Source organism: Haloflavibacter putidus, from assembly GCF_006546625.1.
Taxonomy (GTDB): Bacteria; Bacteroidota; Bacteroidia; order Flavobacteriales; family Flavobacteriaceae; genus Mesonia; species Mesonia putida.
This window is the reverse complement of sequence record NZ_VIAR01000001.1, coordinates 375,976-388,023: the sequence shown is the minus strand read 5'-3', so window position 1 is coordinate 388,023 and position 12,048 is coordinate 375,976. Positions and strand designations below refer to the sequence as shown.

The 12,048-nt window shown below is 33.7% G+C and carries 14 protein-coding genes and 1 tRNA gene; 7 read left to right on the top strand and 8 right to left on the bottom strand.

The annotated features are described in order from the left end of the window. The first annotated feature begins 49 nt into the window (after positions 1 to 49). Positions 50 to 1,069 carry an SPFH domain-containing protein gene (locus tag FKR84_RS01745; RefSeq protein ID WP_141420458.1) on the top strand — a complete coding sequence of 340 codons (1,020 nt, stop codon included), beginning with the start codon at positions 50 to 52 and terminating at the stop codon, positions 1,067 to 1,069. A gap of 17 nt (positions 1,070 to 1,086) precedes the next feature. Here FKR84_RS01745 and FKR84_RS01740 read toward each other — a convergent pair whose 3' ends face one another. The 4 genes from FKR84_RS01740 to FKR84_RS01725 form a co-directional block, all read right to left on the bottom strand. Beyond that, positions 1,087 to 1,326 (bottom strand): DUF6327 family protein, encoded by a 240-nt coding sequence (locus FKR84_RS01740; RefSeq protein WP_141420457.1) that lies wholly within the window; start codon positions 1,324 to 1,326, stop codon positions 1,087 to 1,089. Beyond that, complete coding sequence (locus FKR84_RS01735) at positions 1,313 to 1,744, bottom strand: phage holin family protein (RefSeq protein ID WP_141420456.1); 432 nt, start codon at positions 1,742 to 1,744, stop codon at positions 1,313 to 1,315. The genes FKR84_RS01740 and FKR84_RS01735 overlap by 14 nt, the downstream gene beginning before the upstream one ends. Positions 1,745 to 1,750: 6 nt before the next feature. Next, complete coding sequence (locus tag FKR84_RS01730) at positions 1,751 to 2,122, bottom strand: YtxH domain-containing protein (RefSeq protein WP_141420455.1); 372 nt, start codon at positions 2,120 to 2,122, stop codon at positions 1,751 to 1,753. A gap of 111 nt (positions 2,123 to 2,233) precedes the next feature. Then, positions 2,234 to 3,907: a glutamine--tRNA ligase/YqeY domain fusion protein gene (locus FKR84_RS01725; RefSeq protein ID WP_141420454.1), complete on the bottom strand. Its 1,674-nt coding sequence runs from the start codon at positions 3,905 to 3,907 to the stop codon at positions 2,234 to 2,236. A 365-nt stretch (positions 3,908 to 4,272) separates the two neighbouring features. Between FKR84_RS01725 and FKR84_RS01720 the strand changes: the two genes are divergently transcribed. The 3 genes from FKR84_RS01720 (at position 4,273) to FKR84_RS01710 (ending at position 5,511) form a co-directional block, all read left to right on the top strand. Next, the gene (locus tag FKR84_RS01720; RefSeq protein WP_141420453.1) at positions 4,273 to 4,989 is read left to right on the top strand and encodes a ZIP family metal transporter; all 717 of its coding nucleotides are present in this window, start codon (positions 4,273 to 4,275) and stop codon (positions 4,987 to 4,989) included. Positions 4,990 to 5,033: 44 nt separating this feature from the next. Next, positions 5,034 to 5,390: a dihydroneopterin aldolase gene (folB, locus tag FKR84_RS01715; RefSeq protein ID WP_141420452.1), complete on the top strand. Its 357-nt coding sequence runs from the start codon at positions 5,034 to 5,036 to the stop codon at positions 5,388 to 5,390. 50 nt (positions 5,391 to 5,440) lie between these two features. Continuing rightward, positions 5,441 to 5,511 (top strand) — tRNA-Cys (locus FKR84_RS01710). A 32-nt stretch (positions 5,512 to 5,543) separates the two neighbouring features. Here FKR84_RS01710 and FKR84_RS01705 read toward each other — a convergent pair. Genes FKR84_RS01705 through rnr form a run of 4 tightly spaced genes read right to left on the bottom strand, consistent with a single transcriptional unit; the run spans position 5,544 to position 10,280 of the window. Then, complete coding sequence (locus tag FKR84_RS01705; protein ID WP_141420451.1) at positions 5,544 to 6,233, bottom strand: LysE family translocator; 690 nt, start codon at positions 6,231 to 6,233, stop codon at positions 5,544 to 5,546. 38 nt (positions 6,234 to 6,271) lie between these two features. After that, a complete protein-coding gene (locus tag FKR84_RS01700; protein ID WP_141420450.1) occupies positions 6,272 to 6,949 on the bottom strand; it encodes a head GIN domain-containing protein in 678 nt (225 codons plus the stop codon). Positions 6,950 to 6,959: 10 nt separating this feature from the next. Continuing rightward, complete coding sequence (locus FKR84_RS01695; protein ID WP_233357628.1) at positions 6,960 to 8,069, bottom strand: serine hydrolase domain-containing protein; 1,110 nt, start codon at positions 8,067 to 8,069, stop codon at positions 6,960 to 6,962. Positions 8,070 to 8,081: 12 nt separating this feature from the next. Then, positions 8,082 to 10,280: a ribonuclease R gene (gene rnr / locus FKR84_RS01690; protein ID WP_141420449.1), complete on the bottom strand. Its 2,199-nt coding sequence runs from the start codon at positions 10,278 to 10,280 to the stop codon at positions 8,082 to 8,084. A 378-nt stretch (positions 10,281 to 10,658) separates the two neighbouring features. Here rnr and FKR84_RS13270 point away from each other — a divergent pair, with 378 nt between their 5' ends. From FKR84_RS13270 to rpiB, 3 genes are all read left to right on the top strand, one after another. Further along, positions 10,659 to 10,814, top strand: a complete 156-nt coding sequence (locus tag FKR84_RS13270) for a hypothetical protein (protein ID WP_233357627.1) — start codon at positions 10,659 to 10,661, stop codon at positions 10,812 to 10,814. A 36-nt stretch (positions 10,815 to 10,850) separates the two neighbouring features. Further along, positions 10,851 to 11,090 carry a DUF2007 domain-containing protein gene (locus tag FKR84_RS01685; RefSeq protein WP_141420448.1) on the top strand — a complete coding sequence of 80 codons (240 nt, stop codon included), beginning with the start codon at positions 10,851 to 10,853 and terminating at the stop codon, positions 11,088 to 11,090. Positions 11,091 to 11,611: 521 nt separating this feature from the next. Further along, positions 11,612 to 12,043, top strand: a complete 432-nt coding sequence (gene rpiB / locus FKR84_RS01680) for a ribose 5-phosphate isomerase B (protein ID WP_141420447.1) — start codon at positions 11,612 to 11,614, stop codon at positions 12,041 to 12,043. Positions 12,044 to 12,048 lie beyond the last annotated feature (5 nt).

Sequence of the window (12,048 nt, the reverse complement as noted above, 5' to 3'; positions counted from 1 at the left end):
TCGCTAATAAAAATTTAAGTATCTTACCACGTTTTTAAACTATACTATTATGGGAATGTTTTTATTAGGCTTTATCGTCTTACTGGGATTAATTATTTTAATTAGCGGAATTTTTACTGTAAGACAACAAACCGCAGCCGTTGTAGAACGCTTTGGTAAATTTTTAAGCATTAGAAGGTCTGGCTTACAGTTAAAGATACCATTGGTAGATAAAATTGCCGGCCGTATAAATTTACGTATTCAGCAGTTAGATGTTTTGGTAGAAACCAAGACCAAAGACGATGTTTTTGTGCGTTTAAAAATCTCGGTGCAATTTCAAGTATTACGCGATAACGTTTACGATGCTTTTTATAAATTAGAAAGTCCGCAAGACCAAATCACTTCCTACGTTTTTGATGTAGTGAGAGCAGAAGTACCTAAAATGAAATTAGACAGTGTTTTTGAGCGCAAAGACGATATTGCCAATGCCGTTAAAGCAGAACTAAACGATGCAATGATAGATTACGGCTATGATATTATTAAAACCCTGGTAACAGATATTGACCCAGATGTACAGGTAAAAGCTGCTATGAACCGCATTAATGCTTCTGAAAGAGAAAAAGTTGCAGCCGAATACGAAGCCGAAGCAGAGCGAATTAAGATAGTTGCAAAGGCTAGAGCCGAAGCAGAGAGTAAACGCCTTCAAGGGCAAGGAATTGCGGATCAGCGTCGTGAAATTGCGCGTGGTTTAGAAGAATCTGTAGATGTTTTAAACAACGTAGGTATAAACTCGCAAGAAGCATCTGCGCTTATTGTGGTTACCCAGCATTACGATACGCTACAATCTATTGGTGAAGAAACCGATACTAATTTGATTTTATTACCAAACTCGCCTCAAGCCGGAAGCGATATGCTAAATAATATGATTGCTTCTTTTACCGCATCTAACCAAATTGGCGAAAAAATGAAAGAACAAAACAAAGCTAAAGGCATTGTAAATAGAAAAGATAAAGCCAAGAAAAAATTAAAAGATAACAGAAACGAGCAAGAAGATAATGACAATTTGTATGATGAAAATAAAGACCAATAAAATTTAAAAAGCTAAAATTAGCTTCGGGTTTTACCTACAATTTTAGCCTTCTGAATACCTAAAATTTTATTTACTGCTTTTAATATTAAAGCTTTTTTTGCAATAGAAACCGCTACGTTGGTTGCAATATTTATAGGCGATAAGTCTTCTTTTACATCATTGATGCTAAGTTTAATTTTTTCCTTATCTATTTGCGTTTGCAAACGTAAAATTTTAAGGTCGTGGTTTACTTCGTGATAAGATTTATAAGTTTTCATCGTCCGGTTTTTCTTGGTTATTAACGGTCTGATTTTCTAAGGTCTTATCTAAAACTTCTTCTTGCTGATCTGATGTAAAATATAAGGCCGAAACTTTTTCGAGTATAATTTTGTCTATCAAAGGCCTTCCGAAAAGTAAAATAAATAAGAAAAGTAAGAAATAAATACCTCCCATAATCAAAAAACCTAACGTATAACTTCCTATTGCGTTACCAATAAGAAATGCGCCGGCTACAGATATAAAGGCCAGAAACATAAAGAAAAGACTACCCATTAATAAAATCTTAATTAAAGCAGAAGAAAATTTTGTAATTTTCTTAAAAGCATCCAACTTATAATATTCAAGCATACTTTGCACGTATGCTTGAATATTTTCATTAAGGTCGTTAATGTGGTTGGTTAGATTGGAAAGACCCATAAAGTTTTATGCTAATTTTTTGCCTTTGGTTTTAGCCTCTTCTTTTTGGACTTCTTTTTGTAAACGTGCATTTTTTTCACGCAACTCTTCCAATTTACTCTCCATTGACTTTAAAATATCGTCTGCTTTATAACTTGCAGAAGATAAGGTTTCTTCTAAACGTGTTTCAAAATTCACCTTTGCCTTTTGAGCAGTATCGCTTAGTTGTGAAGTTGTTTCCTTCATTTGTTTATCAAACCTACCCTTTGCTTTTTTTGCTTCTTTATTAAGTTTTTTACGTGTTTTTACACCAGAATCTGGTGCATATAGCATACCTATTCCCGCGCCTATTGCTGCTCCGGTTATCAATGCTAAGAAAGTATTTCCTGAATTTGCCATGGTTATTGTTTGTTAAGTTAACATATATTTGTCTCAAAAGTACAAAACATTCGTATTCTTGCTGTTAATAACCGGTTAATATCTTAAATACCTATGCTAAAATATTCTTAATTATTTTTTCTTAGCCCAAGAATCGCGCAAGCTTACTGTTTTATTAAAAACCAATTTTTCTGCACTACTCTTCTTATCTACGCAAAAATAACCAATACGTTGAAACTGAAAACGATCTAAGGTTTTAGCACTTTTTAAACTCGGTTCTACAAAACCGGTAGTAACATTTAACGAGTTTGGGTTTACAAATTCTAAATACTCTTTTTCTTTATCTGCAGTTGGATCTTCTACCGTAAATAAACGGTCGTACTCGTTAACTTGTACCGGTAAAGCGTGTTTTATAGATACCCAATGCAACGTGCCTTTTACTTTGCGTTTTGCTTCTTCAAAATCGCTACCGCTTTTGCTTTTTGGGTCGTATGTACAATGAACTTCTATTACATTACCATCATCGTCCTTTACACAATCGTTAGCTTTTATAATGTAAGCATTTTTTAACCGCACTTCTTTCCCTAACTTCAAACGGAAAAATTTGCGGTTTGCCTCTTCCCTAAAGTCTTCTTGCTCTATATAAATCTCTTTAGAAAAAGGTAATTCACGGCTTCCAGCAGTTTCGTCTTCGGGATTATTTTCTGCCTCTAACCACTCTTCTTCTTGCTCATAATTGGTAATTACCACTTTAAGCGGATTTAAAACACCCATTACCCGCGGCGCGGTTTTATTCAGATCTTCTCTGGCGCAAAATTCTAAATGCGACATGTCTATCATATTTTCGCGCTTACCAACACCAATAGATTCGGCAAATTTTCTTATAGATTGCGGTGTGTAACCTCTTCGGCGTAAGCCAGAAATAGTTGGCATTCTGGGATCGTCCCAGCTTTCTACCACATTTTTTTCTACCAATTGTGCCAATTTGCGCTTGCTTACCACCGTATGGCTTAAATTACGTCTTGCAAACTCACGTTGCTTCGGTAAAAAATCGCCGGGTTGCTTAATTTTTTCTAAAAACCAGTTATACAATTCGCGGTGCGGTAAAAATTCTAAAGTACAAAACGAGTGCGAAATACTTTCTATAAAATCGCTTTCGCCGTGTGCCCAATCGTACATTGGGTAAATTTTCCAATTATCTTTTGTGCGATGGTGTGTTTGGTGCAAAGTTCTGTACATAACCGGATCGCGCATAAGCATATTGCCGGCAGCCATATCTATTTTCGCACGTAAAACGTGCGCTTTTTCTTTGGTTTCGCCATTTTTCATGGCTTCAAAAAGTTCTAAATTCTCTTCTACGCTACGATTTCTGTACGGACTTTCTTTTCCCGGTTCTGTAGGCGTTCCTTTTTGTTGCGCAATCTCGTCAGATGTTTGGCTGTCTACATACGCATTGCCATCTTTAATAAGCTTTACCGCCCAATCGTACAACTGCTGAAAATAATCTGAAGCATAACATTCTTTTTCCCATTTAAAACCCAACCACTCTACATCGCGTTTTATAGAATCTACATATTCTTGTTCTTCTTTTATAGGATTGGTATCGTCAAAACGCAAATTTACCGGCGCATTGTATTTTAATCCTAAACCAAAATTAAGATTTATCGAAGATGCGTGCCCAATATGCAAATAGCCATTGGGTTCCGGCGGAAATCTAAACTTTAAATCTTCTTTTTTATAATCGTTTTTTAGGTCTTCTTCTATAATTTGCTCAATAAAATTAAGCGATTTTTTTTGCTCTGTCATAAGTACAAGGTATAAGCAACAAAGTTATCAAAAATAAAAAACTTGTAGAACGCTAGGTTTAAAGTATTTTCAAAATATAATCGGAAAGTATAAAGAAGGTAAAATTTTCTTTACGGAAGATTTCTTTACGGAAAAAAAACCTATTTCAGTAAAATTATACTTCAAATGTTTTTTCCAACTCCATTTAAGATTTCAGCGACTATTACTACCAGAATTTTTAACGTTATATAAATATACATCCGCGCATAAAATTTTTAATTTTAAACCCCTACCCCAACTTAAAGATAAAAGAAGTTAGAAAAATAAGTGTTCAAGTTCGCTTTCGCGGAATTTTTTAAAAAGTAGAACCATTAAAATTATAGTTTATGAGTGAATTGGGTGAGATTTTATTATACGCTGGTTTTTCTGGTATAACCGTAATTATAGGCGGATTCTTAGCGCACTATTTTACCAAAAAATCTAAACAAAGTAAACATCGTACCATTTTTAACCACAGTATAACCGCCTTTGGTGGTGGGATAATACTTTCTGCCCTAGCCATGGTTTTAGTGCCTAAAGGTATGGAAGAATTAAGTTTAGCCCCGGTTATAATTTGGTTTGTTCTGGGCTCGTTAACCTTTTTTCTTATCGATAGATTTTTAGAAAAAAAAGGCGGTCAAATAGCACAGCTTCTCGCTATGTTAATGGATTTTATACCCGAGTCTATTGCCTTGGGAGCTATTTTTGCCACAGATACCAAAACCGGTATTTTGCTGGCTATTTTTATAGGTTTACAAAACCTACCCGAAGCCTTTAACTCTTACCAAGATTTACGTAAAAGCAACTTTAGTAACCAAAAAACTTTATGGCTTATGTTTGCTTTGAGCTTTAGTGGTATTGTGGGCTCGTTAATTGGATATTTCTTTTTGCAAGACCAACCAGAAGTAACCTCTTCTTTAATGCTTTTTGCAAGTGGTGGTATTTTATATTTAATTTTTGAAGATATTGCACCACAAGCCAAATTAGAACAAAGTTGGTTGCCGGCCTTAGGTGCCAATTTAGGATTTTTAATTGGTATTGTAGGCGAGAAATTAATTGGTTAAACGCGTAGAAAAAGTTACCTTAGTACTTAAAAGAAGTATTTGTTATGGAAAAAATACGTTTAAACAATATTAGGGTTTATGCCTACCACGGTTGCTTGAAAGAAGAAGAAAAAATTGGTAGCGATTATTTGGTAAATTTAACCGTATACGGCTATTTAGAAAAATCTGCTTATAGCGATAAGTTAGAGCATACCATAGATTATGTCTCTCTTAATAAAATAGTAAAAAAAGAAATGGCCAAACGCTCTAAATTGCTAGAACATGTGGCACAGCGAATTTTAGATAGAATATTTGAAGAGGAAGAAGAGGTTATAAAAGCAGACGTAGAAGTCTCTAAATTAAATCCACCCTTGGGAGGAGATGTAGAAAGCGTTACAATATGTCTATCTAAAGAACGATAATTTTATTGCTATTTGCAAAAATTTATTACATTTGCATTCCTCTTACAAAAGGTGCCGTGGCCGAGTGGCTAGGCAGTGGTCTGCAACACCATCTACAGCGGTTCGAATCCGCTCGGCACCTCAAAAAAAATCTCTTATTTTTAAGAGATTTTTTTATTTCTTACCGTTTGGTAGAATGGTTTCTACCTGGTTTTCTACTTGCTCTAGCTCTGACGGAAACAAGCCTCTGCTTATTAAAATTGCACCAAAGACCATAATCGCAATGCTTATACCTCTTTTAATACGGTAAATACGAATGGGGGTTAATTTATGGTTAAGCTTTTTTGCTAAGAGTATTTTTAGTAAATCTAGAACAAAATAGGTTCCTATCACAGTCATAAAAAATACCAAAAGACGCTCTGGATCCATATTCATCGTGGGGCCAAAAACTATAATTAAACCCAGCCAAAAACCCAAAACACCTATATTAACAAAATTCAGTAAAAAGCCTTTTACTATAAGCCCTATAAAATCGCTTTTTTTGAGTTTTCTAAGTTCTGTATCTTCTGGATTAGGAACTATTTTTTTCTCTTTTACAAAAGTTATAATGCCGTAAGTGGCTAAAATACAACCGCCAAAGACAAACAAAGCCGGATCGTCTTTAATACTGTTTAATAGTTTACTGGTACTAAAATAAGCAATAGATAAAAATACCACATCTGATAGGATAACGCCAACATCAAAAAAAACAGCAGCTCTAAAACCTTTTATGGCAGCGGTTTCTAACAATACAAAAAAAACCGGGCCTAATAAAAAAGCCAAGAAAAATCCCAAGGGTATGGCCGAGAGTATATCTTGAAACATTAAATTATATCTTTTTAAACCTAAACGTTATTGCGTTTTTAATTTTTGCTGATAATCGTTCCGCCAAAGGTAGTTTTTTGTTTTAAAGTAGAAGGATTGCCATAAATATAAATTGTACCGCCTGCGGTTACTTTAGCATCGCAAGATTTACTGGCAAAAACATCTGCACTACCGCCGGCACTTACTTTAACTTGCGTGGTTATACTTTCTAATTTTTTGGCTTCATAACTACCGCCGGCTTTTACGGCTACTTCTTGTTGCTTGGCAGTACCTTTGGCTAATATACGGCCGCCACTATACACCTTAATAATTAATTTTTCTACTTCTAATTGCGTGATAATTTGTGCACCTTCTTGAGCAGATAAAGTAAGTTCTGGTTGTACTATTTTATCTTGCACTTCTATAACAGAACCTTCGTTTACATCTAAAAGCTTTGCGCCGGTATAATAAATTTTAATTTGAATTATATCGTCTTCAAAAATTTCAGATAAGCCGGATTTAATCCGTAAAGTACCATCTTTTACCTTTACGCTTAAGTCTTCTTTTGCTATATTTTGTGCTACAACCTTGTTTTGGTCGCTCTTTATTAACGTAGCTTCTATTTTGCTGTAGAGTTTGATTTCCGTAAAGTCTTTATCTATAAAAAACTCTACGTTTTGCGCATTTACTGCAAAAGTGCAACTAAAAAGGAGTAATAAACCAAGTATATTTTTCATTGTTAATTATTTAATATTTACTGGCTAAGTAAGGAAAAACCTTCCACCAATCTACATCGCCTTCTTTTTTACCCAAACGTACAATAATTAATTCTTTTTCTGGATTTACATAGACATATTGCCCTAAAAAACCATCCATTAGAAAATCGCCATTAGCAGTTGGTAACCAAAATTGATATTGGTAATAAGCCGCACTACCATTGCTGGTATCTATTTTGGTTGAGCGTTCTACCCAATCTTTTGGTACTATTTGTTTTTCTTGAAATTTTCCTTTTTTGAGGTATAATCTTCCTAATTTGGCATAATCTATAGCTGTTGCATTTAGACAGCAAAAGCCTTTTTCTATGCCGTTTTTCTTATCTAAACTCCAACTGGTATTATATTTTGCACCAATTGGTTGCCATATTTTTTCTTGTAAATATTCTGAAACTGTTGTTTTGCCCAAAGCACGATCTAAAACCATAGTTAGTAATTGGGTAGAACCGCTGGTATATTCAAAAGTGTTTTCTGCTTTGGGGTTTATTTTTAAGCGTTTAGATTTTTTATCTAAATTTCTACCGTAATAGAAAGCGGCAGCATCTGCAAACGGACTGTAATAGCTTTCGCTGAAATCTAAACCGGAAGTCATTTGTAGTAATTCTTCTAGCCTGGTGTTTTGCAGTTTCTTATCTTTTAAATCGTCTACGTATTTTCCTACAGAATCGTTTACACTACCAATATACTTTTCTTCTATGGCAATACCAATAAGCATAGAAATAACAGATTTTGCCATTGAAAAAGAGGGTACAACAGAATTTTGTTTGTACCCGTCAAAGTATTTTTCGTAGTGAATTGTATCGTTTTTAATAATAAGAAAGGCTAGCGTATTTTGCTCTTCTAGATACTTTTCAAAAGACATTTCTACTCCTGTAGAGTCGTTTTTATATTTTTTAGGAACTTTTGCATTTGTCGTTTCCGTAAAGTGAAAAGTAGTTTGTGGAGCTTTAATGGTTCTTTTTGGAAATTTTTTATGGTCTTTTACATCTGCAAAATTATAGACAATAAACCTGCCTACCTGGCAAGAAGTCAAGTTTAAGAGCAAACCCATCCCAAGCACCAAAAAAACCAATTTTATCTTCACACTGCTTATTTTTTACACTTCTACTTCTTCTCTACTGCCTATTAAATTAAAATCTAATTGGCGTCTTACCAAATCTGCATTTTTTACCGTTACATAAACTTCGTCCCCTAACTGATAGGTTTTGGAGGTTTTTCTTCCTACAATGGCATATTTTTCTTGAACAAAATCAAAATGATCTTCTTTAATATCGCGCAATCTGATCATGCCTTCGCATTTGTTTTGCTCTATTTCTACAAAGATACCAAAATCTGTCACCCCAGAAATTACGCCTAAAAATTGCTCGTTTTCATGATCTTTCATGAATTTTACTTGCATATATTTTATAGAATCGCGTTCTGCGTTGGTAGAAAAGACTTCCATATCGCTACAATGCGCGCATTTTTCTTCGTATTTCTCTTCATCTCTAGATTCTTTACCATCTAAATAAGCTTGCAGTAAGCGATGCACCATTACATCTGGATAACGACGTATGGGCGAAGTAAAATGCGAATAATAATCAAAAGCAAGGCCGTAATGCCCTATGTTTTTGGTACTATAATAAGCTTTGCTCATTGTTCTAATTGCCAAAGTATCTACCAAATTTTGTTCTTTTTTACCTTCTACATCTTTTAGCAAACCGTTAATGGAACTACTAATATTCTTTTTGGATTTTAAATTGAGTTTATGCCCAAATTGCGATACCAAGTTTTGTAAAGCGGCTAATTTTTCGTCGTCCGGCTCATCGTGACAACGGTAAACAAAAGTTCTTTCTGGTTTCATTTTTCCTACAAACTCAGATACTTTTTTATTGGCCAACAGCATAAATTCTTCTATTAATTTATTGGCTTCTTTTGCTGTTTTAAAGTAAACGCCAATAGGTTCTTTGTTTTCGTCTAAATTGAATTTAACTTCTACCTTATCAAAAGAAATAGCTCCTTTACTCATACGTTTTGCCCGCATTTTTCTAGCTAAGCCGTTTAAAGTAGAAACTGCTTCTACAATTTTAGGATCTGCGGTATAAGCTTTTCCGTTTATAGCAATTTTTGACGGAATTTCTCCGTTGTTATATTCTATAATATGTTGTGCTTCTTCGTAGGCAAATCTAGTGTCGCTATAAGTTACCGTTCTACCAAACCATTGGTTTTTTACCTTAGCGGTTTTATCTATTTCGAATACTGCAGAAAAAGTATATTTTTCTTCGTTGGGACGCAAAGAGCAAGCATTATTAGAAAGTACTTCTGGCAACATAGGTATTACTCTGTCTACCAAATAAATAGAAGTTGCTCTATCGTAAGCTTCTTGGTCTAAAATGCTGCCCGGCTCAAGATAATGCGCAACATCTGCAATGTGAATTCCTATCTCGTAATTGCCATTTTCTAAAACTTCAAAACTCAAGGCATCGTCAAAATCTTTAGCATCTTTAGGATCTATGGTGAAAGTTAAAGTTTTACGCATATCTCGCCTCTTTTTAATCTCTTTTTGCTGAATAGAGGTGTCTAATTTGGCCGCATACTCTTCTACTTCTTTAGGAAAATCGTGCGGTAACTGATTTTCTGCCAAGATGGCTTGCATTTCTGTTTCGTGTACGCCGGGTTCTCCTAAAATTTCTACAATTTTACCAAATGGCGAGTCGGCAGATTTTGGCCAATCTTCTACTTCTGCAACTACAACGGTATTATCTGGCGCGTCTTTGGTTTTCTTTTTTGGTATAAAAATATCGGTATACATTTTAGAGCCTTTTACCTCTACAAACCCAAAATCTTTTTGCATACGTAAAATACCTATAAATTTGGTTTTATTACGCTGTAAAATTTTTGTTACTTCGCCTTCGTTATTGCGGTTTCCTCGTCTTTTGTAGATATAAACTTGCACCAAATCACCATCAAAGGCTTTATTTAGGTTTTTATTGGGTACAAAAATGTCTTGTTCTAAACCTTCTACAACAATATATGCATCTTTTTTAGAAGTTAGATCTACAATCCCCTCTACATAATCTCGTTTTTGGTTGGTTTTAAATTTGCCTTTATCTGTTTCTAAAATTTGCTTTTTACCGGCTAAGTGCGCCAATTTTCTAATAATTTGGTTCCGGCTGTTTGCATCATCTACTTTTAATTTTGCAGCTATTTGTTTGTAGTTTAGCGCTTTATTCTCTTTGCGGAGTATATCTAAAATCTTTTTACTCAGATTGGCTATTTTGTTGTTCTTCTTTTTGTTCTTGTTATTTCTTGTCATTTATAAAATTCTATTTCCTTTTTAAAAGTACGGTTTAAATTTGATTTGAAATGGCTTTGCCATTAAAGTTTTGTTAAGTATAGAGTGGTTTTAGGCTAACTAAGGTAATAATGTTAAGGTTTTAATTACTTTTCCGTAAAGCATAGCAAAAAGTCTATTTACTAATTGAGAAATTACGGTTTTATTTTTAGCAATGCTGCAAAAATAAGTAAAGATTATGGTATTATTATTAAAAAATTACTATCAAATCGGTACAAATAGTAATAAGACGCGGGATCTATAAAGTTATTTGTTATTTACTCTTAAAAATAATTTAATATTTTGTTAAAATTAAACTAATTTTTTATAAATTTGTAATTATATAATTTTATGACCGTTATGTCACAGTCCAAAAAATTACTTTTATATTTTATAATTATCTTCCTAGTAGGACTGGTAACGGTAATGGTATTTATTAATCTTTCTTTAGATAATACCATTCCTACAGAAGTTACACGTCAAACTCCTTCGGCTTCTGTAAGTTATACTTCTTAATTTTTTATTTTTGCGTACCTTTAGCAGAAAATTTGTATGCATAATTACATTTGTTTGGCAAGGTTTACCTATACCTTTGAGTATGCTGTTTTAAAACTCTTATTGCAGCGCGAGGGTCTACGTTTTTATTTTGAAAATGAAACCTTGGTAAACATAGCTCCTTTTTATTCTAACGCTTTGGGCGGAATTGCCCTAAAAGTTCATCCGGAAGATGTGGGCGAAGCTACGCAAATTTTAACCGACTTTAAAAATCAATCTCCTTTAAAAAAAGTTTAGTTGTTGTTAACACTATATATAATCATCTTTTCTTTTTTATAAATTTTTAAAACTAAAATGATGTATATTATTGCTTGTTAATAGCGGGATATTAAAACTAATATCTATTAGGAATTTACAATAATACTAGAACATAAACAAAGTGTTATGAAAATGTTAATAGTAAATACTTGACAACAAAGGCATTTATAAACTTTATCAACATTTGTTTACAGCTAGTATGTGTGAAAATTGTTTATTTTTTGAATTAAAAATAGATGTTTATAAGTAGGTTTTGGTTCTTGATAACTTCTCAAGAAATTCTGACAAATCTATTTTGATATACCGAAAATTTGTCCCTATTGAAAAATATTTCTAATAAACAAAAATAGCTTATCAAAACTAATCCCAAGTTATGCACAATTTCTGTTAATGGTTAGCCCTATGAAAACTAACAGATTAGCTTTTTTAATTAACAAGCTAAAAATTGTGGGTAGAAAATGCTTTCTTTACCTTTGTAAAACACTATAAATACTATACTTATGAAAATTGCAATAGGTAACGATCACGCCGGTACGGCTTACAAAAAAGCGCTTGTTAATTATCTTAAACATCAAAATATTACCACCAATAATCACGGTACAGATTCTGAAGATAGTGTAGACTATCCAGATTTTGTGCATCCGGTGGCAAAAGAAGTAGAAGATAAAAAAGTAGATTTTGGTATTATAATTTGCGGAAGTGGAAACGGCGCTGCTATGACGGCCAACAAACACCAAGATGTGCGTGCTGCTTTATGCTGGAACGCAGAAATAGCCGAGCTGGCCAGAAAACACAACAATGCAAATGTACTTAGCATTCCTGCCAGATATGTTTCTGAAGATGAAGCTTTAGAAATGCTAAAAGTATTCTTATCTACAGAATTTGAAGCCGGTCGTCATGAACGTCGCGTAGAAAAAATTGCTTGTAAATAAATAAT